Source organism: Xanthomonas sp. SI (assembly GCF_014236855.1).
Classification (GTDB): domain Bacteria; phylum Pseudomonadota; class Gammaproteobacteria; order Xanthomonadales; family Xanthomonadaceae; genus Xanthomonas_A.
Genome location: NZ_CP051261.1, coordinates 4,623,823 through 4,649,254 on the forward strand (window position 1 = coordinate 4,623,823; position 25,432 = coordinate 4,649,254).

28 protein-coding genes and 2 tRNA genes are annotated in these 25,432 nt (G+C 69.3%); 17 read left to right on the plus strand and 13 right to left on the minus strand.

What is annotated here, in order from left to right; translation table 11 throughout:
- The first annotated feature begins 28 nt into the window (after positions 1–28).
- A complete protein-coding gene (yccS, locus tag HEP75_RS19615) occupies positions 29–2,269 on the plus strand; it encodes a YccS family putative transporter (protein WP_185824628.1) in 2,241 nt (746 codons plus the stop codon).
- On the opposite strand, the gene HEP75_RS19620 is transcribed toward yccS, so the two are convergent.
- On the minus strand, positions 2,214–3,425 hold the full coding sequence (locus tag HEP75_RS19620; RefSeq protein ID WP_185824629.1) for an MFS transporter: 1,212 nt from the start codon (positions 3,423–3,425) through the stop codon (positions 2,214–2,216). The two genes, yccS and HEP75_RS19620, sit on opposite strands and share 56 nt — an antisense overlap.
- Before the next feature lie 104 nt (positions 3,426–3,529).
- Here HEP75_RS19620 and HEP75_RS19625 point away from each other — a divergent pair, with 104 nt between their 5' ends.
- From HEP75_RS19625 to HEP75_RS19655, 7 genes are all read left to right on the plus strand, one after another.
- Positions 3,530–4,417, plus strand: coding sequence for a LysR family transcriptional regulator (locus tag HEP75_RS19625; RefSeq protein ID WP_185824630.1), 888 nt, complete (start codon positions 3,530–3,532; stop codon positions 4,415–4,417).
- A gap of 213 nt (positions 4,418–4,630) precedes the next feature.
- On the plus strand, positions 4,631–6,553 hold the full coding sequence (locus HEP75_RS19630; RefSeq protein ID WP_185824631.1) for an MFS transporter: 1,923 nt from the start codon (positions 4,631–4,633) through the stop codon (positions 6,551–6,553).
- Positions 6,554–6,646: 93 nt separating this feature from the next.
- Positions 6,647–6,946 carry a CD225/dispanin family protein gene (locus HEP75_RS19635; RefSeq protein ID WP_179569125.1) on the plus strand — a complete coding sequence of 100 codons (300 nt, stop codon included), beginning with the start codon at positions 6,647–6,649 and terminating at the stop codon, positions 6,944–6,946.
- 55 nt (positions 6,947–7,001) lie between these two features.
- Positions 7,002–7,283: a CD225/dispanin family protein gene (locus tag HEP75_RS19640; RefSeq protein ID WP_185814232.1), complete on the plus strand. Its 282-nt coding sequence runs from the start codon at positions 7,002–7,004 to the stop codon at positions 7,281–7,283.
- Between the two features lie 85 nt (positions 7,284–7,368).
- A complete protein-coding gene (locus HEP75_RS19645) occupies positions 7,369–7,788 on the plus strand; it encodes a DUF2752 domain-containing protein (RefSeq protein WP_185824632.1) in 420 nt (139 codons plus the stop codon).
- 94 nt (positions 7,789–7,882) lie between these two features.
- Positions 7,883–8,218, plus strand: coding sequence for a CD225/dispanin family protein (locus HEP75_RS19650; RefSeq protein WP_185814234.1), 336 nt, complete (start codon positions 7,883–7,885; stop codon positions 8,216–8,218).
- Positions 8,219–8,223: 5 nt separating this feature from the next.
- Entirely contained in the window at positions 8,224–8,631 is a 408-nt protein-coding gene (locus HEP75_RS19655) for a DUF2752 domain-containing protein (RefSeq protein ID WP_185824633.1), read from the plus strand.
- A gap of 234 nt (positions 8,632–8,865) precedes the next feature.
- Here the strand turns inward: HEP75_RS19655 and HEP75_RS19660 are convergent, their stop codons facing one another.
- The 5 genes from HEP75_RS19660 to HEP75_RS19680 are packed head-to-tail and all read right to left on the minus strand — an operon-like array spanning position 8,866 to position 12,418.
- A complete protein-coding gene (locus HEP75_RS19660) occupies positions 8,866–9,762 on the minus strand; it encodes a hypothetical protein (protein WP_185814236.1) in 897 nt (298 codons plus the stop codon).
- A 59-nt stretch (positions 9,763–9,821) separates the two neighbouring features.
- Positions 9,822–10,754, minus strand: coding sequence for an NAD(+) diphosphatase (gene nudC / locus HEP75_RS19665; protein WP_185824634.1), 933 nt, complete (start codon positions 10,752–10,754; stop codon positions 9,822–9,824).
- A gap of 48 nt (positions 10,755–10,802) precedes the next feature.
- The gene (erpA, locus tag HEP75_RS19670; protein WP_053836095.1) at positions 10,803–11,189 is read right to left on the minus strand and encodes an iron-sulfur cluster insertion protein ErpA; all 387 of its coding nucleotides are present in this window, start codon (positions 11,187–11,189) and stop codon (positions 10,803–10,805) included.
- Positions 11,190–11,220: 31 nt separating this feature from the next.
- A complete protein-coding gene (locus tag HEP75_RS19675; protein ID WP_185814239.1) occupies positions 11,221–11,676 on the minus strand; it encodes a polymer-forming cytoskeletal protein in 456 nt (151 codons plus the stop codon).
- 7 nt (positions 11,677–11,683) lie between these two features.
- Positions 11,684–12,418, minus strand: a complete 735-nt coding sequence (locus HEP75_RS19680; protein ID WP_185824635.1) for a DUF6776 family protein — start codon at positions 12,416–12,418, stop codon at positions 11,684–11,686.
- A 193-nt stretch (positions 12,419–12,611) separates the two neighbouring features.
- Between HEP75_RS19680 and HEP75_RS19685 the strand changes: the two genes are divergently transcribed.
- From HEP75_RS19685 to HEP75_RS19695, 3 genes are read left to right on the plus strand one after another with little or no spacing between them, the layout of a single operon-like run.
- Positions 12,612–13,244 (plus strand): DUF4126 domain-containing protein, encoded by a 633-nt coding sequence (locus HEP75_RS19685; RefSeq protein ID WP_185821279.1) that lies wholly within the window; start codon positions 12,612–12,614, stop codon positions 13,242–13,244.
- Positions 13,245–13,285: 41 nt separating this feature from the next.
- A complete protein-coding gene (locus HEP75_RS19690) occupies positions 13,286–15,187 on the plus strand; it encodes an EAL domain-containing response regulator (RefSeq protein WP_185824636.1) in 1,902 nt (633 codons plus the stop codon).
- 2 nt (positions 15,188–15,189) lie between these two features.
- A complete protein-coding gene (locus tag HEP75_RS19695; protein WP_255423917.1) occupies positions 15,190–17,661 on the plus strand; it encodes a hybrid sensor histidine kinase/response regulator in 2,472 nt (823 codons plus the stop codon).
- A gap of 165 nt (positions 17,662–17,826) precedes the next feature.
- Here the strand turns inward: HEP75_RS19695 and bfr are convergent, their stop codons facing one another.
- From bfr to HEP75_RS19710, 3 genes are all read right to left on the minus strand, one after another.
- Positions 17,827–18,297: a bacterioferritin gene (gene bfr, locus HEP75_RS19700; protein ID WP_185814243.1), complete on the minus strand. Its 471-nt coding sequence runs from the start codon at positions 18,295–18,297 to the stop codon at positions 17,827–17,829.
- Positions 18,298–18,410: 113 nt separating this feature from the next.
- On the minus strand, positions 18,411–18,620 hold the full coding sequence (locus HEP75_RS19705) for a (2Fe-2S)-binding protein (RefSeq protein ID WP_058196882.1): 210 nt from the start codon (positions 18,618–18,620) through the stop codon (positions 18,411–18,413).
- A gap of 79 nt (positions 18,621–18,699) precedes the next feature.
- Positions 18,700–19,311, minus strand: coding sequence for an RNA pyrophosphohydrolase (locus tag HEP75_RS19710; RefSeq protein WP_179569149.1), 612 nt, complete (start codon positions 19,309–19,311; stop codon positions 18,700–18,702).
- 120 nt (positions 19,312–19,431) lie between these two features.
- Here HEP75_RS19710 and HEP75_RS19715 point away from each other — a divergent pair.
- Together HEP75_RS19715 and HEP75_RS19720 are read left to right on the plus strand one after the other, a co-directional pair.
- Positions 19,432–19,508 (plus strand) — tRNA-Met (locus HEP75_RS19715).
- A 44-nt stretch (positions 19,509–19,552) separates the two neighbouring features.
- Positions 19,553–19,626, plus strand: a tRNA-Gln gene (locus HEP75_RS19720).
- Between the two features lie 447 nt (positions 19,627–20,073).
- Here the strand turns inward: HEP75_RS19720 and rpsI are convergent.
- Entirely contained in the window at positions 20,074–20,466 is a 393-nt protein-coding gene (gene rpsI / locus HEP75_RS19725) for a 30S ribosomal protein S9 (RefSeq protein WP_003470251.1), read from the minus strand.
- 2 nt (positions 20,467–20,468) lie between these two features.
- Positions 20,469–20,897: a 50S ribosomal protein L13 gene (gene rplM / locus HEP75_RS19730; protein WP_003470250.1), complete on the minus strand. Its 429-nt coding sequence runs from the start codon at positions 20,895–20,897 to the stop codon at positions 20,469–20,471.
- 215 nt (positions 20,898–21,112) lie between these two features.
- On the opposite strand from rplM, the gene coq7 reads away from it, so the two are divergent.
- Positions 21,113–21,757, plus strand: coding sequence for a 2-polyprenyl-3-methyl-6-methoxy-1,4-benzoquinone monooxygenase (gene coq7, locus HEP75_RS19735; RefSeq protein WP_179569151.1), 645 nt, complete (start codon positions 21,113–21,115; stop codon positions 21,755–21,757).
- 193 nt (positions 21,758–21,950) lie between these two features.
- Positions 21,951–22,463, plus strand: a complete 513-nt coding sequence (locus HEP75_RS19740) for a hypothetical protein (RefSeq protein WP_255423918.1) — start codon at positions 21,951–21,953, stop codon at positions 22,461–22,463.
- Between the two features lie 83 nt (positions 22,464–22,546).
- On the opposite strand, the gene HEP75_RS19745 is transcribed toward HEP75_RS19740, so the two are convergent.
- Complete coding sequence (locus tag HEP75_RS19745; RefSeq protein ID WP_003470247.1) at positions 22,547–22,864, minus strand: multidrug efflux SMR transporter; 318 nt, start codon at positions 22,862–22,864, stop codon at positions 22,547–22,549.
- Positions 22,865–22,983: 119 nt separating this feature from the next.
- The gene (gene speD, locus HEP75_RS19750) at positions 22,984–23,778 is read right to left on the minus strand and encodes an adenosylmethionine decarboxylase (RefSeq protein WP_003476431.1); all 795 of its coding nucleotides are present in this window, start codon (positions 23,776–23,778) and stop codon (positions 22,984–22,986) included.
- A gap of 149 nt (positions 23,779–23,927) precedes the next feature.
- Here speD and crp point away from each other — a divergent pair, with 149 nt between their 5' ends.
- Complete coding sequence (crp, locus tag HEP75_RS19755) at positions 23,928–24,617, plus strand: cAMP-activated global transcriptional regulator CRP (protein WP_046979198.1); 690 nt, start codon at positions 23,928–23,930, stop codon at positions 24,615–24,617.
- A gap of 48 nt (positions 24,618–24,665) precedes the next feature.
- Entirely contained in the window at positions 24,666–25,427 is a 762-nt protein-coding gene (locus HEP75_RS19760; RefSeq protein ID WP_185824637.1) for a sulfite exporter TauE/SafE family protein, read from the plus strand.
- Positions 25,428–25,432 lie beyond the last annotated feature (5 nt).

A 25,432-nucleotide genomic window follows, 5' to 3' on the forward strand; every position in this document is an offset into this window, starting at 1 on the left:
GCCAGCGGCTGCGATACGGCGGCCAGCGTTGCGTTATCGTGTCGCCGTGCCGAAATCCTCGATCGAATCGCGCCTCAGCCGCCTGTGGGCCCATGAAAAGGCCAGCTACGGGCTGCGCGTGTTCATCGCCCTGGGCGTGGCGATGGGCGTGTGCTGGCAGCAGCAGCAACTGACCGCGCTGCCGGCGATCTTCCTCGGCGCCATCGCCAGCGCCATCGCCGAGACCGACGACAACTGGCTGGGCCGGATCAAGTCGGTGCTGCTGTCGCTGCTGTGCTTCGCCGCCGCCGCGGCCGCGGTGGTGCTGCTGTTCCCGTACCCGCTGGCGTTCGTCGCCGGCATGGCGCTGTCCACCTTCGCCCTGACCCTGCTCGGCGCGCTCGGCGAACGCTACGCCTCCATCGCCCAGGCCACCGTGGCGCTGGCGATCTACGCGATGATCGGCATCGACCATGGCGGCCGCACCGGCCACGTCGGCGGCAGCGCCTGGCACGGTATCGGCCTGTTGATGCTCGGCGCCGCCTGGTACGGGCTGCTGTCGATCCTGTGGACCCTGCTGTTCGCCAACCGCCCGGTGCGCGAGCGGCTGTCGCGGCTGTTCTTCGAACTCGGCCGCTACCTGCGGCTGAAGGCCGCGCTGTTCGAACCGGTGCGGCAGAGCGACCTGCATGCGCGGCGGCTGGCGCTGGCCGAACAGAACGCGCAGGTGGTGGCGGCGCTGAACGCGGCCAAGACCGCGATCATGAGCCGCTTCGGCCGCTCCGGCCGGCCCGGGGTGCAGTCCGGCCTGTACTTCCGGCTGTATTACATGGCGCAGGATTTCCACGAACGCGCCAGTTCCTCGCACTACCCCTACGAAGCGCTCACCGACGCCTTCTTCCACAGCGACGTGCTGTACCGCTGCCAGCGCCTGCTGGCGCTGCAGGGCAAGGCCTGCGCCGCGCTGGGCGAGGCGATCCGGCTGCGCCAGCCGTTCGAATACGGCGAGCAGACCCAGCAGGCCACTACCGACCTGCGCCAGTCGCTGGATTTCCTGCATGCGCAGGCCGATCCGCGCCATGCGCGGCTGCTCGGCTCGCTGGAACTACTGGTCACCAACCTGCAGAGCATCGAGCGGCGGCTGTCCGAATCCGCGCAGTCCGACACCACCAGCGACACCCTCGACACGCGCCTGCGCGACTCCTCGCCGCACACCCTGCGCGAGATGCTGGTGCGCGTCGGCCAGCAGCTCACCCCCGGTTCGGTGCTGTTCCGGCACGGGCTGCGCATGGCGATCGCGCTGGTGGTCGGCTACGCCGTCATGCAGTCGATCCACGCCAGCAACGGCTACTGGATCCTGCTCACCACCGCCTTCGTGTGCCGGCCCAACTACGGCGCCACCCGGCTGCGCCTGGCGCAGCGCATCGCCGGCACGCTGATCGGGCTGATCGCGACCTGGGCGCTGATGCAGCTGTTCCCCGGCACCGAACTGCAGTTGCTGTTCGCGCTGTTCGGCGCGCTGCTGTTCTTCGTCACCCGCACCGACCGCTACATGCTGGCCACCGCCGCGATCACGGTGATGGCGCTGTTCTGCTTCAACCTGCTCGGCGACGGCTTCGTGCTGATCTGGCCGCGCCTGGTGGATACGCTGATCGGCTGCGCGATCGCCGCGGCGGCCTCGTTCCTGATCCTGCCCGACTGGCAGGGCCGGCGCCTCAACCAGGTGATGGCCACGGTGCTGGCCAGCTGCGCGCGCTACCTGGCGCAGGTGCTGGAGCAGTACCGCAGCGGCATGCGCGACGACCTGCCCTACCGCATCGCCCGGCGCGACATGCACAACGCCGACGCGGCGCTGTCGGTGGCGCTGTCCAACATGCTGCGCGAACCCGGCCGCTACCGCCGCAATCTGGATGCGGGCTTCCGCTTCCTGGCGCTGTCCAACACCTTGCTCGGCTACCTGTCGGCGCTGGGCGCGCACCGCGCCGCGCTGGCCGGCGAAGCCGATCCGGCCATCGACCGTGCCGGCGGCTACCTGCAGGACACCCTGGGCGCGATCGCCGACGCGCTGGCGCAGCGCCAGGCGCTACCGCCGGCCGACGAATCAGCGGAGGTGGGCATGGCCGATGCGCTGGAGCACGAGGACGGGATCGACGAAGCCAAGCGGCGGCTGGTGCGCAACCAGCTGGCGCTGACCCTGCGCCTGCTGCCCAAGCTGCGCGCCGCCGCGCATGCGGTCACCGCTCCGGCAGCGGCGCCGGCACCACCGGCGGCCGTGCCGGCCGCACGCTGATCCCCATCCACAGCAGCGCGGCCAGCGCCAGCGCCGCGCCGCCGACCACCACCCCGTGCCAGCCGGCGTAGGCGTAGGCGGCGGTGCCCAGGCTGGAACCGATCGCGCCGCCGATGAAGTAGCAGGTGACGTAGGCCGAGGTGATGCGGTTGCGCGCCTTCGGATCCAGTTGGTAGATCACATGCTGGTTGCCGATGTGCACGCCCTGCACCGCCACGTCCAGCAGCAGCACCCCGGCGATCAGCAGCCACAGCGAGTGCGGCGCGGCGGCCAGCAGCAGCCACGACAGCAGCAGCATGGCCAGCCCGCCCCAACCCACCCAGTGCCCGGCGCCGCGGTCGGCGAGCTTGCCCGACAGGTTGGCGGCGAACGCGCCGGCGGCGCCGATCAGGCCGAACAGGCCGATCGTCGCGGTGCCGTAACCGTAGCTGGGACCGGACAGCAGGAATGCCAGCGTGGTCCAGAACGTGCTGAAACCGGCGAAGATCAGCCCGCCCAGGATCGCCCGCGAGCGCAGCACAGGTTCGTCGCGCAGCAGCGCCAGCACCGAACCGATCAGGTGCGGATAGGACAGCCGCGGATTGCCCGGATGCCGCGGCAGCGCGCGCCACAGCAACGCCGCCACCAGCAGGATCAGCGCCGCGGCCACCCAGTACACGACATGCCAGCCGCCGACGCCGGCCAGCAGCCCGGACACGGTGCGCGCCAGCAGGATGCCGAGCAGCAGGCCGCTCATCACCGTGCCGACCACCCGCCCGCGCTCGTGCGGCGCGGCCAGGGTGGCGGCGAACGGCACCAGGATCTGCGCGGCCACCGAGCTGAGGCCGGTGACCAGGGTACCGAGCAGCAGCAGCGCGAAGCTGGTGGAGGCGGCGCTGATCAGCAGGCCCACCGCACTGAGCGCGTACAGCCCCACGATCAGGCTGCGGCGCTCGAAGCGGTCGCCCAGCGGCACCAGCAACAGCAGGCCGGCGGCGTAGGCCAGCTGCGCGGTGGTGACCACCGCGCCGGCGCTGCGCACGTCGATCGCGAAGGTCTGCGCCAGCACCTCCAGCAGCGGCTGCGCGTAGTAGTTGCTGGCCACCGCCAGGCCGGTGGCGGCGGCCATCAGCAGCACCAGGCCGCGATGCAACGGGGGATGCGGGGACGTGTCCATGAGCGGAATCCAGGGGGTACGGAAGGAATGGCGCCAGTCTGGGCAAGCGCCATCGATCTTTCCAATGTATTGTTTTCACTCGATCCATCTTGTTTCCAGATGCCATGCTGACCCTGCGCCAACTCGAGTTCGCCGTCGCCGTGGCCGAGGAAGGCAGCTTCACCGCCGCCGCACGGCGCTGTCACACGGTGCAGTCGGCGCTGAGCCACCAGATCGCCAAGATCGAGGAAGCGCTGGGTGCGCGTCTGTTCGAGCGCGGCGCGCGGCAGGTGCGGCTGACCGCCGCCGGCGAAGTATTCCTGCACAACGCCCGCGCCACCCTGCGTGCCGCCGAACGCCTGCATGAGGAGATGGCGCAGGCGCTGGGCACCGTGCGCGGGCGCCTGCACATCGGCCAGATCTCCTCGCTGACCACGGTGCAGGTGCCGGCCCTGCTGCGCCGCTTCCGCGCCGCGCACAGCGCGGTGGACGTGCACCTGCGCACCGGCATGAGCGATGCGCTGCTGCTCGAGCTGGGCGAAGGCCGGCTGGACGTGGCCCTGGTCGGGGTCGGCCCGCATATCGTCCTGCCCGAGCAGCGCCTGTTGCTGCACGAGGAGCCGCTGGCGCTGATCGCCGCGCCCGGCAACCGCTTCGCCGCGCGCGCCGACGTGTCCCTGCACGAACTGGAGGACGCGCCGATGGCCGGGCTGATCGCCGGCGCCGGCGTGCGCGGCATCATCGACCGCGCCTTCGCCGAGGCCGGCCTGCGCCAGCGCTTGCAGTACGAGGTCACCCATGCCGATCTGCAGCGGCAGCTGGTGGTCGAGGACCTGGGCCTGGCGATCGTGCCGCAGAGCATGGCCGCGGCGATGCACGGCGTGGCGGTGATCGCGCTGCGCGAGCGCTTCCGCTTCCTGACCTACGCCACCTGGCGCTCGGACCCGACCCCGGCCGCACGCGCGCTGATCGCACTGCTGCGGCAGCAGGCAGGCACCGTCCCAACCGACTAACCGGATCGCGTCGCACCGCCCCCCCTGTAGGAGCGGCTTCAGCCGCGACGAACGAAGCACGCCACCCTCGCGCGCCTCCGAAAACGGCAGCACGCGCAAGCCCCGCAGACCCCACCACCGACACAGCCCGCATCGCGGCACGCCCCACTCCGCGGCGCCGCCTCCACCGCGCAACGAACCTGCTAGGCTGCGCGCGTTCGCAAAGGAGCCTGCATGTCCGGCCATAGCCAGTTCGCCCTGCTGAAACAGCGCCGCTTCCTGCCGTTCTTCGTGGTCCAGGGGTTGGGCGCGTTCAACGACAACGTCTACCGGCAGGCGATCATCGGCCTGCTGTTCTATCTGGGCGTCACCCCCGAGCAGCGCACGCTGTACACCAACCTGGCTCCGGCGCTGTTCATCCTGCCGTACTTCCTGTTCTCGGCATTGGCCGGGCAGATCGCCGAGAAGCTGGAGAAATCGCGGCTGGTGGTGATCACCACCACGATGGAGATCGCGATCATGTCGCTGGCCGCGGTCGGCTTCCTGACCGAGAACATGGCGGTGCTGCTGGTCGCGCTGTTCTGCACCGGCCTGCAGTCCACGCTGTTCGGCCCGGTGAAGTATTCGATCCTGCCTTCGGTGCTCAAGCCGGAAGAACTGACCGGCGGCAACGGCCTGGTCGAGATGGGCACCTCGATCTCGATCCTGTGCGGCATGATCCTGGGCGGGCTGATCTTCCAGATCGCCGGCAGCCACGGCCCGGTCGCCGCGGCCACCGCGGTGATCGCGCTGGCGGTCACCGGCAACCTGGTCGCGCGACTGATCCCGAAGGTCGACGCCGGCGCGCCGGAGCTGAAGATCAACTGGAATCCGCTGCCCGAGTCGCTGGCGATCATGCGCCTGACCCGGCGCCATCTGGCGGTGCGCAACGCGGTGCTCGGCGTGTCCTGGTTCTGGTTCATCGGCACGGTGCTGACCGCGCAATTGCCGACCTATGCCGAACTCAATCTCGGCGGCGCGCAGGACCTGTACATCTTCGCCCTGGCGCTGTTCTCGATCGGCACCGGCACCGGCTCGCTGCTGTGCGAAAAGCTGTCCGGGCGCACCGTGGAAATCGGCCTGGTGCCGCTGGGCGCGTTCGGCATCAGCGCGTTCATGCTCGACCTGTATTTCGCCCGCCCCGGCGGCGCGCTGCAGGCCGGGCTGGGCATCGGCCAGTTCGTGCACCAGGCCGGCAGCTGGCGGATCATGCTCGACCTGGTCGGCATCGGCCTGTGCACCGGCCTGTTCGTGGTGCCGCTGTTCGCGCTGATCCAGAGCCGCACGCCCAAGGCCGAGCTGTCGCGGGTCATCGCCGGGCTCAACATCCAGAACTCGATGTTCATCGTCATCGCCGCGATGGTCGGCATCGCGCTGCAGATGCAGCAGCTGACCCTGTTCGGCGTGCGCGTGCCGATGCCGGGGCTGAGCATCCCGCAGGTGTTCCTGGCGCTGGCCATCGCCAACGCGGTGGTGGCGATCTGGATCTTCAGCATCGTCCCCGAATTCCTGATGCGTTTCCTCAGCTGGGTGATGGTGCGCGCGCTGTACCGGCTGCGCCTGCACGGCATCGAGCGGCACGTGCCCGACGAGGGCGCGGCGCTGATCGTGTGCAACCACGTCAGCTACATGGACGCGCTGGTGCTGGCCGCGTCGATCCCGCGGCCGGTGCGTTTCGTCATGTACTACCGCATCTTCAACATCCCGGTGATGCGCTGGATCTTCCGCACCGCCAAGGCGATCCCGATCGCCGGCGCGCGCGAGGACCCGGCGCTGATGCAGCGCGCATTCGACGAGATCGACGCGGCGCTGGCCGACGGCGAGCTGGTGTGCATCTTCCCCGAGGGCGCATTGACCAAGGACGGCGAGATCGCCAAGTTCAAGTCGGGCGTGGAGAAGATCGTCGAGCGCCGCGCGGTACCGGTGCTGCCGATGGCGCTGCGCAACATGTGGACCAGCATGTGGAGCAAGCGCGACTCGCGGCTGCGGCGCATGCGCGTGCCGCGGCGCTTCCGCGCGCACGTGGAGGTGATCGCCGGCGCGCCGGTGGACGCCGCCGAGGTCAGCGCGGAACTGCTGGAAGCGCAGGTGCGGCAGTTGCGCGGAGACGCCGCGTGAAGCTGCGGGGTGCCTGAAAACGCCGCTTCGGGTAGATTAGGCGCCGGGGAGACGCCTGCGTACTGCAGCGGCGTCCATTTCAGGGGTCGATCAGTGAGTCAGGTATTGCCGCCACCACCGCCCAACGGCGCGGGCATCTACGTCCCCAACAATCTGGTGTGGGCGATCCTGTCCACGCTGTTCTGCTGCCTGCCGCTAGGCGTGGTGTCGATCGTCTATGCCTCGCAGGTGGACGGCAAGCGCGCCGCCGGCGATGTGGCCGGCGCCCGCGACGCCTCGCGCAAGGCCGGCCTGTGGGCGATGTGGTCGGCGCTGGCCGCGCCGATCCTGCTCGCACTGTGGTTCCTGCTGTTCGGCGGCATCGCGATCCTCAGCAGCGCGCTGGGGCAGTGAGCCGACCCGCTTTCTCGTTTTTTCTTCGTTCCACCACGCAACCGGAGTAACACGGATGAATACCACCGCACCGCAAGTGTCCAACAATCTGGTCTGGGCGATCCTGAGCACGCTGTTCTGCTGCCTGCCGCTGGGCATCGTTTCGATCGTGTTCGCCGCCCAGGTCAACACCAAGCTCGCCGCCGGCGACGTCACCGGCGCCCGCGAATCGGCCGACAAGGCCAAGAAGTGGGCGATCTACTCGGTCGTCGCCTGGGTCGTGCTGGTCGTGCTGTACCTGATCTTCCTGTTCGCCCTGGGCGGCATGAGCATGATGCAGCAGTCGGCCACGGCCTGATCGACGCGCCGGGCCGCCGCTGCCGCGCGCAGCGGCGGCCCTGTTCGATCGCTCCACGATTCCGTTACCCACGATTCCGTCGCCGATGTTCCTGCGCGGACGCCCCCTGCCCCGCTGGCTACCGCTGGCCGCGCTGAGCGGCGGCGCCGTGGTCGCGACACTGGTGCTGCGCCGGGTCGATCCCAATGTGCCGGGCAATCCCTTGCCTGCGTGCCCGTTCTACGCGCTCACCGGCCTGTATTGCCCGGGCTGCGGCAGCACCCGCTGCCTGCACGCACTGGTGCACCTGGATCTCGCCCATGCCATGGCGACCAATCCGCTGCTGGTGGTGGCCCTGCCGCTGCTGGCGATCATGGCGCTCAACGCCGCCGGGCTGCGCATGCGCGTGCTGGCGCCGCTGCTGAAGATCCTCGCCGATCCGCGCCTGTGGCTGTGGCTGCTGCTCGGCTACGCGGTGCTGCGCAACCTGCCGTGGTACCCGTTCATGCTGCTCGCGCCGCACTGAGCGCGGCACGCGCGCCGAAAGATGGAGGCGCGGCGGCCACCTCGTCTAGACTTGGCCCCATGCCCAGCGCATAGCCCTTCAAGGAGATCCACACATGAGCACCGTCAGCCCCGTCACGCCGCCGCCCGCCCCCGGCGCGATTCCCAATCATCTGGCCTGGGCGATCATCGCCACGGTGCTCGGTTTCTGCCTGTGCTGCCCGTCGATCATTCCGGGCATCGTCGCGATCGTGTTCTCCAGCAAAGTCAACGGGCTGCTCAACCAGGGCGACCTGGACGGCGCACGGCGCGCCTCCAACAACGCCAAGACCTGGTGCTGGGTGACCACCGCCATGGCCATCATCGGCGTGCTGCTCAACATCGGCATGGTCGCCACCGGCGGCATGCAGAAGTACATGGAATACGTGAACCAGATGCAGCACATGAGCTGATCGGCATGCGCGCCTGGCAACAACGGGCGTGCCTCGGCGGCGCCACCGCCCTCGCGGCGGCCGGCGGCGCGCTGCTGTACCGGTTCGATCCCAACGCCGCGGACAATCCGTTCGCGCCGTGCCTGTTCCATGCGCTCACCGGCTACTACTGTCCCGGCTGCGGCATGACCCGCGCCCTGCACGCGCTGGTGCACCTGGATCCAGTCGGTGCCTTCGCGATGAATCCCGGCGCGATGCTGGGCCTGGCCGTGCTGCCGGGCCTGATCGCCTGGAAGGCTGGCTGGCGCGCGGCGTGGTTCGCGCCGGTGGTCGCGCTGCTGTCGCGGCCGAATTTCTGGCTGCTGGCGCTGCCCGGTTACTGGATCGCGCGCAACCTGCCGTGGTTCCCGTTCACCCTGCTCGCGCCGACTTAGGGCGTGTCATCAATCCCCGAGCAGCTCGCGCCGCTCTCGCGCATGCGCGTTCATGTCGGCGCTGGCACGGCAGCGTGCACGCGCAAGAGTGGCCCTACGGGTTGGGTCTGTCAGGCCGCCAGCCGGCACCGCGCGGCTTGACCTGACCGCCAGTCAGGCGCTGCGCCACGCAGCACCGGCTGGCAACCTGACAGACCCAACGCGACCTACTCGGGAATCGATGACACGCCCTAGTCAGCTGACCCAGCCGGCGATCACCAGCAACGCCAGCACCACCAGCCATAGCAGCAGCACCCGCCAGATCTGGCTCATCGCATCGCGCAATTCCGGCAGGCGCCGTAGCACCGGCACCGCCATGCCGGCATCGCTGTAGTCGTGCGCCTCGTCGTCGAGTTCGCCGCGCACGCTGGCGCAGGCCACCGGGCCGAGGAAGCCGCTGTCCAGCTGCCAGCGATTGCCGCCGGCCGCGCGCCAGGCGCCGAACACGGTCTCGAAGTTGCCGACCAGCGCCAGCGAGAAGGTCATCAGCTGCGCCACCGGCCATTCCATCGCGGCCAGCACGGTGCGCGCGCCGAGCGCGGTGGCCAACGGCAGCCGCGGCGCGTACGGGCCGACCGCGGCCAGCGCCAGCAGGCGATAACCGAGCGCGCCGAACGGCCCCAGCAGCAGGAACCAGAACAGCACTGCGAACCAGCGCCGCAACGCGCTGACCGCCACCGCCTCCACCAAGCCCGCCGGATCCTCGCGCGGCGGCCCGCCATCGGCATGCAGGTGCGCGACCGCCACCCGCCGCGCGGCCACGTCGTCGGCCTCGATCACCGCTTCCACATCGGTATCCAGATCGCGCGGACCCCAACTGAAGGCCAGCACCAGCACCCCGAACAGCAGCGCCAGCAGGCCCAGGTGCGGCGCGGCCAGCAGCCACTGCAGCAGCCCGACCAACAGCAAGGCCGGCAGCAGCGCCAGCGCGATGCCGTAGCGGCCGCGCCAGCCGCTGCCTTCGCCGGCGTGCGCATCCAGCCACGACAGCCAGTCGCCATAGGCATCGAAACGGCGCAGCGAGGCCACCATGCCGGGCGCGACATGGCCCAGCACCAGGGCGACGATCACAGCGACGAGAGTAGTGAACATGCAGGTCCTCCGGGACCGTTCTGAAGCGTGTGCGGCGGACGCCGGCGCGGCTTGCCGGTCTACGCCTGCGCGCCGCCGCGGCGATACCAGTCCACCACCAGCGCGCGCGCGATGGAGATGCCCGGCGGCAGGCGCAGGCCATGGCCGTCGTCGGCGCTGTCGCCCTGTTCCGCGGCGCGCTGCAGGGCGGCCCCGATCTCGTCACGCTCGAACCAGCGCGCGTCTTCCAGCTCGCCATCCACCTGCGGCGCGTCGGGCTCGGCCAGCGCGCTGAAGCCGAGCATCAGCGCACCCGGGAACGGCCATGGCTGCGCACCGTAATAGCGGCAGCTGCCGGGCCGCACCCGCACCTGGGTCTCCTCGGCCACTTCGCGCGCCACGGTCTGCTCCAGCGACTCGCCCGGCTCGACGAAGCCGGCGATCACCGAATAGCGCCGCGCCGGCCAGCTCGCCTGGCGCCCCAGCAGCAGCCGCGCGCCGTCGCTGACCGCCACGATCACCGCCGGATCCACGCGCGGATAGTGTTCGCTGGCGCATTGCGCGCACACGCCGAGGAAGCCGCCGCGGCGGAAGCCGATGGCGCCGCTGCAGACGCCGCAGAAGCGGGTGCGCGATTGCCAATGCAGCATGCCGCGGGCATAGGCGAACAGGCCGGACGCGAATGCGGGCCACTCGGCCGCGGCGCGGCGCAGGTCCATGCGCCGCGGCGGATCGAGGTCTGCGTCGAGCATGCCCGCTGCTACGGCGAACCAGGCCTGGCCATCGCGCAGGCCGAGAAAGATCGCCTGCTCGACCCTATCGCCCAGCGCGGCGCCGGTCAGCGCCAATGGCTGGCCGTGCGCATCGGCGTAGGCGTTGCCGTCGGCATCGAGCAGCAGCAGGTGCGCGGCGGGCCAGGCGCGGCGCAAGGCCTCGGGATCGTTGCGCAGCGCATCGGCGCGGTCGATGACCGCGTCGGCGAACGCGAAGGAAACAGGCGTCAGTTCGGGCATGCGGCGCAGGGTGCAGGCAAACCGCGCATCCCGCAAGCCGCAGCGTGTCTACACGCTGAAGCTGCTGCCGCAGCCGCAGGTGGTCTTGGCGTTGGGGTTGCGGATCACGAACTGCGCGCCGTGCAGGCCTTCGCTGTAATCCACTTCCGCGCCCATCAGGTACTGCAGGCTCAGCGGGTCGACCAGCAGGGTGACTTCGTCGGTACGTACCGACAGGTCGTCCTCGGCGCGGTTCTCGTCGAACTCGAAGCCGTACTGGAACCCGGAACAGCCGCCGCCCTGGATGTACACGCGCAACGCCAGCGCATCGTTGCCTTCCTCGCGGATCAGCTCGCGCACCTTGGCCGCGGCGGCCTGGGTGAAGTTCAGCGGCCGCTCCAGCGACTGGTAGTCGGGGGCGGGCGCGGCGCTGGGCAGGGAGACGAGAGTGCTCATGGCTGCAGGATGGGGGCGGCCGGGGGCCGAATCAAGCATCCGCCGCGGTCAGCGCGCGCTGCGCCGGCGCGGCCTGCGGTTCCTCGTGCGACGGCTCCGGCGGCGCCAGCGCGGCCATGCTGCCGACATGGATCAGCCGCCCGGTCAGCTGCGCGCCGGCGTTCATCTCCACCACCTGGTAGTGCACGTTGCCCTGCACCCGCGCCTTCGGCGCCAGTTCCACGCGCTCGGCGGCATGCACGTCGCCGGTCAGCTGGCCGTTGATGATCACGATCGGCGCGCGCACCTCGCCCTCGATGCTGCCGTGCTCGGACAGGGTCAGCGTCGCCGGCGCGCCGTCCTCGGCCAGCACCTTGCCGAGGATGCGCCCTTCCACGTACAGGCCGCCGCTGAACACCAGGTCGCCCCGGATCACCACCTGCGCGCCGATCAGGGTATCCACCACGGTCTGGCCGCTGCTGCGGCCGTTCTTGTTGCTTCCGAACATAAGCTGCCTACTCCCCTTTGCCGTTGCCGGCCAGTGTCCAATCGAAACTCTGGGTGACCGGCGCCCCTCCGCCGGACAGCGATACTCGCACCCGTTGCGGGGTGAAATCCTTGGGCAGGATCACGCTGCCGTCCAACTGCTGGAAATAGCGGAACGAATAGTCCTGCCCGGGCACGCCGCTCTTCTGGTGCAGTTCGTCCCAGCCCACGCTGGTCAGCTTGCCGCCGCGCACGCCTTCCACCGCCAGGCGCATCTGCCCCTGGCTGATCGCGCCGCGGTTGAGGTTCTGGGTCAGCACCACGTTGTAGTGCCAGGTGCCGCCGGCCTCGGCCGAGAACTCGGCCGAATGCACGGTCAGGCCCTTGCGCTGGCTGGTGGCGCCGACCAGGCGCTCGTAGAAGGCCACGTCGGCCCGCAGTCCGGCGATCTCCTCGTCGCGCTCGGCCAGCGAACTCTGCACCTCGTTGTTGGCGGCGCGGCTGATCTGGTCGGAGCGGGCCAGGGTGGCCTGGCGCTGGTTGAGCGTGTCGATCTGCCGCTGCTGCGCCTGCAGCTTGGCCTCGGCCTGGCGCAGTTGCGTCCTCACCTCGCCCAGTTCCGGCGCGGCCTGGCGGCTGGCCAGCAGCCAGGTTCCCGCCAGCGACAGCAGCCAGACGATGGCGATCAGCAGCCACAGGCCGCGTCCGCGCACGGGCGCGGCGCCGTTGGGCACGATCTGGAAACGGGGGACGGGTCGGTTCATCGTCAAAGCCGCGCCACCGAGGCGGCAGCGGCGTCGATCCTCGCGGGGGGTCGGCCGGCCGGCTAGTGTAAGCCACGCGCCGTAGCTTGCCGTTGCCGGCAGCGGCGGCGCGGGCGGCCGCCCGTGCGCTGGCCTTCGCCGCACGCTTGGCCGATAGTGGCCGCCACCCGCGCATCTGCAGGAGCGCCTCGCCATGACCGACGCCCACCTCTTCGTAATCGGCATCCTGCTGGCCTGGCTGGCCGGCATCCGCGTCTACCTGACCGTGTTCGGGATCGGCGTGGCCGGCCTGCTCGGCTGGCTGGACTTGCCGCCGGCACTGCAGGCCACCGAGTCGTGGTGGGTGCTGGGCACCTCCGGCGCGCTGGCGCTGGCCGAGTTCTTCGCCGACAAGATTCCCGGCGTGGATTCGGTCTGGGACCTGCTGCAGACCCTGACCCGGATCCCGGCCGGCGCGTTTCTGGCCGCGGCCACGCTGTCCCAGGACGGCCAGCTGGGCGCCGGCGCGCTGGCCACCGGTGCCGGCGTCGCGCTCACCAGCCATGTGCTGAAGGCCGGCTCGCGCGCCTTGCTGAACACCTCGCCGGAACCGGCCAGCAACTGGATCGCCTCGCTGACCGAGGATTCGGTGGTCCTGGCCACGCTCGCGCTGGCCCTGGTGCATCCGTGGCTGGCGCTGGCCGTATTGCTTGGGGCGAGCGTGCTGGGTGCGCTGCTGGTGTGGTGGGTGTGGCGCACGCTGTGGCGCGGCGTCCGCCGCCTGCTGGCGGTGCCCGCGGACGCCGCCGTTGCCGGTCCGGGCCACAAGGGCTCCCTGTCTTCGTGAACTTCATCGCATAATTGCGCGCGCACCAGGATAAAGACGCGATGGCCGCAAGAGACACCGCACCACTTTCCAGCCGCGACGAACCGCGTTCGCGCAACGTCCGTGCCGAGACCCCGCCACCGCACTACTGGCGGCGCTGGGCCGCCGACGCCGTGCCCGACCCGGAAGCGCCGGCGTCCGACCTGGCCCTGGCGCCGAGTGCGGAAGACGGCACAGCGGCCGCTGCCGCCGGCCACGACACCGCTCCCCCCGCAGCGCCGAGCGCGTCCAGCGACGCGGCTGCGCCGCCGCAGCCGCTGGACGCGCCGTACCGCATCCTGATCGTCGAGGACGACCGCTCGCAGGCCCTGTTCGCGCAGAGCGTGCTGCACGGCGCCGGCATGCAGGCGCAGGTGGAGATGCAGGCCGAAGGCGTGCAGCAGGCGATCGCCGAATACCGCCCCGACCTGATCCTGATGGACCTGCACATGCCGGGCCTGGACGGCATGCGCCTGACCGCGCTGATCCGCCAGCAACCGCAGCACCAGTTGCTGCCGATCGTGTTCCTGACCGGCGACCCGGATCCGGAGCTGCAATACGAAGTGCTGGACAGCGGCGCCGACGATTTCCTGACCAAGCCGATCCGCCCGCGGCACCTGATCGCCGCGGTCTCCAACCGCATCCGCCGCGCGCGCCAGCAGGCGCAGCAGAGCGCCAGCGACGGCGTGCCGCTGAACAATCCCGAGACCGGCCTGCCGACCCGCACCCACGTGCTGCAGTTGCTCGGCGAGTCGCTGCGCACGCGCGCCGGCGGCGGCCTGTTCTTCATCGAGATCGCCAGCGCGCTGGGCCTGCGCGAACGCTACGGCTACGCCGCGTTCGAACGCCTGATGACCCAAGCCGGACGCCGCCTGGCCAGCGTCACCGCGCCGCAGCCGCTGGCCCGGCTCAACGACAACAGCTTCCTGCTGCTGGCCCAGGACAGCGACCTGGACGCGCTGCGGCAGCGCGCCCAGGCCTTGCGCGAAGCCCTGGCCAGCCATGCGTTCCCGCTGCGCGACGACGAAGCCGTGCACCTGCGCTGCGCGATCGGCTATGCCGACCTGGCGCAGGGCTTCGAAGACGCCGGCAGCGCGCTGGAAGCGGTCGAGCGCACCGCGCTGCAGGCGCGCCTGCACCCGCAGGGCGTGGCCGCGTACGCGCCGCCGCGCGATGAAGAGGACCTGGGCCGCATCGCCATGTTCGAAGGCCAGCTGGAGCCGGCCTACCAGCCGATCGTCGCCGTCGCCGGCGGCGATACCGCGCAGTACCAGGTGCTGCTGCGCCTGCGCCAGCGCGACGGCACGCTGCTGTCGGCCGGGCAGGTGCTGCCCGCAGCCGAGGCCGGCGGGCGCATCGCCGACCTCGACCAGCAGGTGCTGGACCACGCGCTCGGCCTGCTGCACCTGTACCAGCACGCCACGCCACCGCTGCGCCTGTTCGTGTCGCAGTCCTCGCGCACGCTGGCGCGCGGCGCCTTCGCCGACTGGCTGGTCGAGGCGATCGGCCGCCGCGGCGTCACCGGCACCTCGCTGGTGATCGACCTGCGCCTGGACGATGCGCTGATCCACACGGTGACGCTGCAGCAGTTCTGCGCCCGGCTGATGCCGCTGGGCGTGCAGTTCTGCCTCAGCCAGTTCGAACCCGGCGCCGAGGCCGAGGCGCTGCTCAACCAGTTGCCGCTGGGCTACCTGCGCCTGTCCGCGCGCTTCGCCAACGCGCACGCCGATGCCGCACTGCGCGACCAGCTGCGCGCCGCGATCGACCTGGCGCACCGCGCCGGGCTGCTGATCATCGGCCAGCAGATCGAGGAAGCGCAGGCCGCCGCGGCGATGTGGATGGGCGGGGTCGATTTCATCCAGGGCAACCTGGTGCAGTCGGTCGGCGACGAACTGAACTTCGATTTCCAGAACGCGGTGCTGTAGCGATGCCCGCACGCCGGCGCCGGCCCCTGCCGTGGCTGGCCGCGTCGAGCGCGGCAAGCGCGGTCGCCGGCGCGCTGCTGGGGGTGCCGGTACTGGCCCCGCCGCCGCCCTGGCATCTGCTGGCCCCGCTGTGCATCGGCATCGCCGCGCTGCTGGCGGTGGTGGCCGGCTGGCGCGCGCGGCAGCAGGCCGGCGCGCTGGACGCGGCGCTGGCACGCGCCGCACTGGCCGAATCCGAACGCGACGCCCTGCAGCGCGACGTGCACCTGCGCGAACGGCTGGAACGGGAGCTGGTGCAGGCCAAGCAGGCCGCCGAGGCCGCGGCGATGGCCAAGGGCGAATTCCTGGCCACCATGAGCCACGAGATCCGCACTCCGCTCAACGGCATCATTCCGATGCTGGAACTGATCGCGCGCGGCCAGCTCGGCACCGAGCAACGCGAGATGCTGCGCGCCGCCAACGACTCCTCGCTGCAGCTGCTGCGCATCGTCGACGACATCCTCGACTACTCCAAGCTGGAAGCGAACCGGCTGGAGCTGGAGATCACCAGCTTCAACCTGCGCGACCTGCTCGAAGGCGTGCTGCAGCTAATGCAGCGCTCGGCCGAGGCCAAGGGCCTGCGCGTGAGCCTGCAACTGGATCCGGCGGTGCGCCTGCCGGTGCGCGGCGACCCGGTGCGGCTGCGCCAGGTGCTGAGCAACCTGATCGGCAACGCGATCAAGTTCACCGCGCGCGGCAGCGTGGAGGTGCGCGTGCGCCGCCTCGGCGAGACCCCGGCGCAGCACCTGCTGCGCCTGGAAGTGCGCGACACCGGCATCGGCATCAGCGCCGAGCAGCAGGAACGGCTGTTCCGCTCCTTCACCCAGGCCGATGCCTCCACCACCCGCCTGTACGGCGGCACCGGCCTGGGGCTGGCGATCTGCAAGCGCATCGTCGACTTGATGGGCGGGCGCATCGGCGTGGAATCGGGCAGCGACCAGGGCGCCACGTTCTGGTTCGAGATCCCGCTGCTGAAGGTGATCGGCGACCTGCCGCAACTCCAGGGCGGCCTGCCGCGGCTGCACGCGCTGCTGGTCGGCGCCGACCTGCGCCTGTACCAGCGCCTGAAAGCGCTGCTGCCGAACTGGGGCGTGCAGCTGAGCAAGGTCGACTCGACCCAGGAAGCGCTGGAGCGGCTGCGCGCCGCCGGCCCCGCACTCCCGCCCTACGACCTGGTGATCGGCGACCTCGACGGCCTGCGCCAGAGCGCACGCGCGCTGCAGCGTGCCGTCGGGCGCCTGCCGGCGCCGCATGGCGTGCGCCTGATCTGGCTGTACGGGGAAGTGGAGATTCCCGACGAGATCCGCGCGCACGGCGCGCTGCTGTCGCGGCAGGCGGCGGACCTGGACCTGCGCGGGATGCTCGCGCTGGCGCCAGCGGCGGCTCCCGCTGCCAGCGTCGAGCCGACCTCGCCCGATGACGCGCTCTACCCCGCACACGCCGCCGAACCAACGCCAACCTCGGCCAGCGCCGCCGAACCGGAGCTGGACACCGCTGCCGGCCCGGCCTCGCCGCCCGCCGATTACCGCCTGCTGCTGGTCGAGGACAACCCGGTCAACCTGCTGGTCGCGCAGAAGCTGCTCGACGTGCTCGGCTACCGCAGCGACAGCGCCACGGACGGCGCCGCCGCACTGGCGAGATTGGACGCGCAGCCCTACGACCTGGTGCTGATGGACTGCCAGATGCCGGTCCTGGACGGCTATGCCGCGACCCGCCAATGGCGCCAGTCCGAAGCGGCGGCGGGACGGCCGCGACTGCCGATCGTGGCAATGACCGCCAACGCGATGGCCGGCGACCGCCAGCGCTGCCTGGAGGCCGGCATGGACGACTACCTGTCCAAGCCGGTCAACCGCGAACTGCTGGCGGAATGCCTGCAACGCTGGCTGCCGCACCGTGCCGCCAATGGTATGCCGGTGAATGCCGCGCTGGCGGATGTCGCGTTGTCGGCGGACGCGGAAGAAGCGGCTGCAGAAAACGCGGCAGCGCCGACAGCAACCGCCGCTGTCGCCGCCACGCCCGCTGCCAGCGTCGCCGACACGGCACCGATGTTGCCGCCGACCCCGTTGCCGGTGCTGGATATCGCGGTGCTAGACGAATTGCGCGAACTCGCCGGCAGCGCGACCACCGCGCAGATCGTGGAACTGTTCCTGGACGATGCGCCGCAGCTGATCCAGCGCCTGGAGCAGGCCGCCTCGATCCCGCAACTGGACCCGTTGCGCGACGCAGCGCATACGCTGAAGTCCTCGGCCGCCAACGTCGGCGCACTGGCGCTGTCGGCCGCCGCCGCGCGCATCGAGGCCGGCGTGCGCGCCCATCAGTTGGAGCGCCCCGCGGTCGCGGTGGCGCTGGTCATCGCCGAATTCGCGCGCGCGCGGCTGGCCTTGAAGGGCTACCGCAACACCTTGCGCGACGCCGCGGAAAGCACCGCGCCGTAGACGCCGCACCCCCTGTAGGAGCGGCTTCAGCCGCGACAGATCCTGTGGGCACCTCCGGATAGAGCCTGTCGCGGCTGAAGCCGCTCCTACAGGGATGCCAGCATCCGTGGCTACCTGACGCTGGCCCGAGTGCGGACCAAACACGACCAGGCGGCGACGCCCGGCTCAGTCCTCGAGCTTGGTCAGCAGATAGTTCGGCTCGCCGATGCGGCCGATCAGATCGAGCTGCGTTTCCAGCCAGTCGATGTGCTCTTCCTCCGACTCCAGGATGTCGGCCAGCAGCTGGCGGCTGACGTAGTCCTGGATCGACTCGGCGTAGGCGATGCCGTCGCGCAAGGTGGTGGTACCGTCCTGCTCCAGCGCCAGATCGCACTCGAGGATTTCCCTCGGGTTCTCGCCGATGCGCAGCTTGCCCAGCGCCTGAAAGTTGGGCAGCCCCTCGAGGAACAGGATGCGGTCCGCCAACTTGTCGGCGTGCTTCATCTCGTCGATCGATTCCTTGTACTCGTGTTCGGCCAGCTCCTTCAGCCCCCAGTTCTTCAGCATCTTGGCGTGCAGGAAGTACTGGTTGATCGCGGTCAACTCGTTGTAGAGGACCTTGTTGAGGAACTCGATGACCTTGCTGTCGCCCTTCATCGCAGTGCTCGCTAATGCGTGGAAAGCGCAGACTTTAGCGAATCGGCCGCGGCCGTGAAGGAACGCGAATCGTGATCATCCCGCTGCGCATCGGCGCGGCGGGGACGCCGCTTTCAGGCGGCGCGGGCCATGCCGCCCAGCAGGGGCAACGGCAGCTCGCGCAGCAGCGCGCGTTCCAGCAGGTCGCCGGCCATGTCCAGGCAGGAACCGCAGGTGGCACCGCAACCGGTGCGCATGGTCAGCTCGGACACGCTGCGGCAGCCGGCGTCGGCGGCTTCGCGGATCTGGCGATCGGTAACCCCATTGCAGATGCAGACGTACACGATGGCGTTGGCGGCGGACGGCGCGGACTGCGCCTGCCGCCATTCAACCCAAAGTGAGAATGGTTGTCAATTCCGACCGTTAATCGTTATTAATACGGGCGACCAGGGGACCGCCACGCTTGCGCGGCCGCTTGCGCGGGCGCTCGTGGCCGGCGTTGTTGCCGGGCATCCACGCTTCCTGCGCCAGGGTCGGCATGGCGCGGATGCCGGGTCCGGCGATGCTCTGCGCCAACGGCGCCAGATGCCGCAGCGCACGCGCGTAGACGCCGCGCTTGAACAGCACCACATGCTCCACCGGATACCAGAAGTCGACCCAGCGCCAATGGTCGAATTCCGGGGTCTCGGTCAGCTCCAGGTTCAATTCGCTCTCGTCGCACTGCATGCGCAGCAGGAACCAGACCTGTTTCTGGCCGATGCACACCTGGCGTTCGTTGCGGCGGATGGCGCGGCTGGGCAGCCGATAGCGCAGCCAGCCAGGCGTCGCACCGAGCACTTCGACATGCTCGGGCAACAGCCCGGTCTCTTCACGCAACTCGCGGTACATGGCCTCGACCGGGGTCTCGTCGGTATTCATGCCGCCTTGCGGGAACTGCCAGCCATCCCGGCGCACGCGACGTGCCCAGAACACCTGACCGTCCGGCCGCATCAGCACGATGCCCACGTTCGGTCGATAACCGTCCGGATCGATCACGATGCGGACTCCTGAAAAATCTACTGGCTCCGACTCTGCCATGGCTGCGGCCGGCCCACAAGCGCGGCAAAAACCCGTTGACAGCCGCCCCATTTCCTATAAGAATTGGGGGTTCACCAAGGCTATGTAGCTCAGCCGGTTAGAGCACAGCACTCATAATGCTGGGGTCGGTGGTTCGAGTCCACCCATAGCCACCATGGTGTCCACGCGGCAAGCGTGCGATAATTGCGATCTGCGACATTGCCCCGTCGCCAAGCGGTAAGGCACCTGACTCTGACTCAGGCATCGGTGGTTCGAATCCATCCGGGGCAGCCAAACAAAAAAGAAAGGCCGATCTTTGATCGGCCTTTCTTTTTTGTTTGGCGCGGGGGTTTGCGTAGGCGCGTTGCGCCTACGCCCCGCACCTTGCTGCGCAAGGTGCGGGCCCCAGCCCTTCCGCCCCCACATCCCCGCGCCTGTCGGCGCGCCCCCTTGGACTCCAAGGGGGCTTTTCACCAGACGCCTTGATGCAGGTTGGAGGTAAATCCTTGACCTGCGGGCAGGCCGCGCTCGACTGCCGATGCTATTGAATGACGCATTGCCTTGGGCGCTGCAATCGGACGTGGGCGGTCCAAAGCCACCACCATCGTTTGGACCTGCCACCTCGATAGCGCTCACCCGCCAAGACCAAACTAAAGCCCAAAACGACAAAAGCCCGGCCGGAGCCGGGCTTTTGCGTATTCCCAGGGGAATCCCGAAGGATTCCTCGCCAGGCGCGGTGGATCAGCGCTTGGAGAACTGGGTCGCGCGACGGGCCTTGTGCAGACCGACCTTTTTACGCTCGACTTCGCGGGCGTCGCGGGTCATGAAACCGGCCTTGCGCAGCTCGGACTTCAGGGTTTCGTCGTACTCGACCAGCGCGCGGGCGATGCCCAGGCGGATCGCACCGGCCTGGCCGGTGGTGCCGCCGCCGGCGGCGGTGACGAAGATGTCGAAGCTCTCGGTGTTCTTGGTCAGCTCCAGCGGCTGGCGCACGATCATGCGCGCGGTCTCACGGCCGAAGAACTCGTCCAGCGGACGGTTATTGACGGTGATGTTGCCGGTGCCCTTGCGCAGGAACACGCGGGCAGTGGAGGACTTGCGGCGGCCGGTGCCGTAGTTTTGCGTGATAGCCATGATTAGATATCCAGAACTTGCGGCTGCTGGGCGGTATGCGGATGCTCGGAGCCCTTGTAGACCTTGAGCTTGCGGTACATGGCGCGACCCAGCGGACCCTTCGGCAGCATGCCCTTGACCGCGATCTCGATGACGCGCTCGGGATGACGCTCCAGCGCCTGCGCCAAGGTCTCGGTCTTCAGGTTGCCGATGTAGCCGGTGAAGCGGTGGTACTTCTTGTCGTTGAGCTTGTTGCCGGTGACCGTGATCTTCTCGGCGTTGATTACCACCAGGTAATCGCCGGTATCGACGTGCGGGGTATAGACCGGCTTGTGCTTGCCGCGCAGACGGCGGGCCAATTCGGTGGAAAGCCGGCCCAGCGTTTTGCCGGCGGCGTCGACGAGATACCAGTCGCGCTGGACGGTCTCGGACTTAGCGGTGAAGGTGCTCATTAAGAAGACTCGGTTGGTCGGGCGGATTCCGGCAGCACGCTGCCTGAACTTTGCCACGCGTTGTGACTTGCAAAAACGCAAGAGGCGGAATTCTACGCGCCAGCAGCGGCACGCGCAAGTCCGCCCCTGCGCGGGACGCCAGCGCCGGCCGGCGCTTGGCATCGCGGCGACCCGGGGCGAAAATCGAATCCCCCACCGCTCCCAGGCCCCTCGCGATGACGGCTCCCCGCCTGCATACCCCGCTCGACCGCGCCCTGGTCGAAGCCCAGCGCGCGCTGGAGACGGTGTTCGGCAATCCGCCGGCGCAACGCCCCTACCCGGCCGCGGCCACCGCCGACGTGGTGCTCGCGCCGGACGAACGCCGCCACGCCGCCGGGCTGATGCGCATCAACCATGTCGGCGAAGTCTGCGCGCAGGGCCTGTACTTCGGCCAGGCCGCGGTCGCGCGCGACCCGGCGACCCGCGCGCACCTGCTGGAGGCGGCGCAGGAAGAGACCGATCACCTGGCCTGGTGCGCGGCGCGGCTGCGCGAACTGGACAGCCGCCCGAGCCTGTTCAATCCGGTCTGGTACGCCGGCAGCTACGCGATCGGCACCCTGGCCGGGCTGCGCGGCGACGGCTGGAACCTGGGCTTTGTGGTGGAGACCGAACGCCAGGTCGAGGCGCATCTGGACGAGCACCTGCAGACCCTGCCGCCGGCCGACCTGCGCAGCCGCGACGTGCTGAAGGTGATGAAGGCCGACGAGGCGCGCCATGCCGAGCATGCCGAACAGGCCGGCGCTCGGCGCTTGCCGGCGCCGATTCCAAGCCTGATGGCCGCCGCCTCGCGGCTGATGAAAGCGGTCGCCTACCGGCTCTGAGCACGGCGCGACAGGCATGCCGCGAACGGTCGTGCTGGCATTGCCGGCGCATTCGGGTTAAAGTGAACGAAAGCTGACTGATTCCACGTCGGCTTGCCCTGTTCCAGCGACCGGCGGTTCCATCCCGGCATCGCCTTCATCCGCTGCACCACTGCGCCGAGCCATGCCGCTTGCGCGCGCTTTACCGACCGACATGCCCGCACGCTCCACCCACATCGCTTCGCCACGGACCCGCTGGCTCTCGCGCCTGCTGTTCGCCAGCCTGTTCGCGCTCGGTGGCGGCGCGTTGCTGTACCACCTGCTCGGCGACTATCGCCACGCCAGCGCGATCCTGTCCGACCACTCGGTGGCCACGGTGCCGGTGATCGCCGACGGCGCCTTCGGCGTGCATGCCGAGCCGCTGGTGCATTACCGCTTCCACTATGTGTTCGAGAGCAAGGGCCGGCTGCACCGCGGCACGTTCGAGGCCAGCGGCGCCGAGGCCGCGCCGCTGCTGCTCGACGGCGCCACGGTGGAGATCGCCTACGCCAATGCCGACCCGTCGCGCTTCGGCCGCCTCGACCAGTTGCAGCACGCCGGCAACCTCGGCGGCGTGCTGACCCGCCTGGCGATCGCGCTGTCGATCGTCGCACTGCTGGCCGCAGCCGCACACCAGGTACTGATCGGACGCGTGCTCGGCACGCGGCGCCGTCCCGCCGTGGCCTGACCACGCGCGCTGCGCAGGCGCAACTGCGCCACACCACGCATTACCCCACTGGCTTGCTTCTCAGGCTGCGAACCCGGCAGCGCTCAGGACTGGACCAGCTTCAGGCCGATCACGCCGGCCACGATCAGGCCGATGCAGGCCAGCCGCGCCGGCGAGGCGCTGTCGCCGAACAGCGCGATGCCCAGCGCTGCAGTGCCCAACGCACCGATCCCGGTCCAGATCGCATACGCCGTGCCCAGCGGAATGTGCTTCAGCGCCTGGGTCAGCAGCCACAGGCTGATGCCGGCGCCGGCCAGCGTGCCCAGCGTCGGCCACAGCCGGGTGAAGCCTTCGCTGTACTTGAGGCCGAGCGCGAAGCCGATTTCGAACAGGCCGGCGAGCAGCAGGTAGATCCATGGCATTGTCTGTCTCCGTAGACAAATAAAAACAAAAACGGCCCGATGTCTGCACATCGGGCCGCCGTCGGCAGGGGTCGCAGCGCAAACGCCGCGTGGCGGGCCGTCCCGCCGAATGTGACGTGCTACTCGGCCAGATTGCGACCGTGGAACAGTTCCTCGATCTCGCGCTTGAGCAGCGCCTCGATCCGCATGCGCTCCTTGAACGAGAGATTCTTGGCCTTTTCCTCGAACAGGTACTGGTCCAGATCGAAGTCCTTCAGGTGCATCTTGGTGTGGAAGATGTTCTCCTGATAGACGTTGACGTCGAACATCTCGTAGCGCGCCTTGATGTTCTTGGCCAGGAAGTTCTGGATCGAATTGATCTTGTGGTCGATGTAGTGCTTCTTGCCCTTCACGTCGCGGGTGAAGCCACGGATGCGGTAATCCATGATCACGATGTCCGATTCCAGCCGCTCGATCAGGTAATTGAGCGCCTTCAGCGGCGAGATCACCCCGCAGGTGGCGACGTCGATGTCGGCGCGGAAGGTAGCGATACCGTGCTGCGGATGGGTTTCCGGGTAGGTATGGACGGTGATGTGGCTCTTGTCCATGTGCGCGACCACCGCGTCGGAGATGATCTCCTTGCCGGCCAGCTTCTTGTCGATCACCGGCTCTTCGGAGATCAGGATGGTCACCGAGGCGCCCTGCGGATCGTAGTCCTGGCGCGCGATGTTGAGGATGTTGGCGCCGATGATCTCGGCCACATCGGTGAGGATCTCGGTCAGTCGGTCGGCGTCGTACTGCTCGTCGATGTACTCGATGTAGCGCTGGCGCTCCTCTTCGGACACCGCGTAGCAGACGTCGTAGATGTTGAAGCTCAACGCCTTGGTGAGGTTGTTGAAACCTTGCAGCCTCAGGCGAGGCAACGGCTTGACCACGGGCGTGAATCCTCTAAAAGATGGATGGGGTAGAAAGGGCAGCAATTATGGGCCAAACGCGCCCGTAGCGAAACGTGGGGTCTGGCGCTCGTTTGCCGCAGACAACGCGTCCCGTTAAGCTTCGGGACTCACGTAGTAGCGAAGCCGCCATGAGTCCCGGAAACACCTCCACTGCAACACCTGTGCGCATCGCTCCAAGTCCTCTGACGTTGGACACCGCCACCATCGACCGCTTCCTGGCCCACAGCCATCGGCGTCGCTATCCGGCGCGGACGGACGTGTTCAGGCCCGGCGATCCGGCCGGCACCCTGTACTACGTCGTCAGCGGCTCGGTCAGCATCATCGCCGAGGAAGATGACGACCGCGAGCTGGTGCTGGGCTATTTCGGCAGCGGCGAGTTCGTCGGCGAGATGGGCCTGTTCATCGAATCGGACCAGCGCGAAGTGATCCTGCGCACCCGCACCCCGTGCGAACTGGCCGAGATCAGCTACGAACGCCTGCACCAGCTGTTCCTGGGCTCGCTGTCGGCGGATGCGCCGCGGGTGCTGTACGCGATCGGCGTGCAGCTGTCCAAGCGCCTGCTCGACACCTCGCGCAAGGCCAGCCGCCTGGCGTTCCTGGACGTCACCGACCGCATCGTGCGCACCCTGCACGACCTGGCGCAGGAGCCGGAGGCGATGAGCCACCCGCAGGGCATGCAGCTGCGCGTGTCGCGGCAGGAGCTGGCGCGGCTGGTCGGCTGCTCGCGCGAGATGGCCGGGCGGGTGCTGAAGAAGCTGCAGGTCGACGGCATCCTGCACGCCCGTGGCAAGACCGTGGTGCTGTACGGCGCGCGCTGAGCGCAAGGCCGCGACCGCGCGCCGCGCTAGCGGCGGCGGTCCACCGCGATGGTTCTGAGCGAGACGTTCTATTGGTTCGTGCTGGTCGGCCTGGCTGCGCAGCTGGTCGATGGTGCGCTGGGCATGGCCTTCGGCCTGGTGTCCTCGTCCGTGCTGCTGAGCATGGGTCTGCCGCCGGCGGCGGTCAGCGCCAGCGTGCATAGCGCCGAAGTGTTCACCACCGGCGCCTCGGGCCTGTCGCATCTGGCGCTGGGCAATGTCGACAAGCGCCTGTTCCTGCGCCTGGCGCTGCCGGGCATGGCCGGCGGCATCCTCGGCGCCTACGTGCTGACCCAACTGCCGGGCGATATGATCCGCCCGCTCGTGCATCTGTATCTGCTCGGCCTGGCGGTGCTGATCCTGTTGCGCGCCGCCGGCCGCGCGCTGCCGCGGCAGCAGGTGCAGCGGGTGCCGCTGCTGGGCTTCGTCGCCGGCCTGCTCGACGCCAGCGGTGGCGGCGGCTGGGGGCCGGTGGCGACCTCGACCCTGCTGGCGCGCGGCGGCCAGGCGCGCACCACGATCGGCACGGTCAACGCCGCCGAATTCCTGGTGACGCTGTCGATCTCACTGACTTTCCTGCTGACGATGGGCATCCAGCACCTGGACATCGTGCTCGGACTGCTGGTCGGGGGCATGCTGGCCGCGCCGCTGGCGGCGCTACTGGTCAAGCGGGTGCGCGAACGCTGGGTGCTGGTGGCGGTGGGCCTGCTGGTGCTCGGGATCAGCCTGTACCAGATCGGCAGCACGCTGCATCGCTGGTGGTGGGCTTAGGCCTG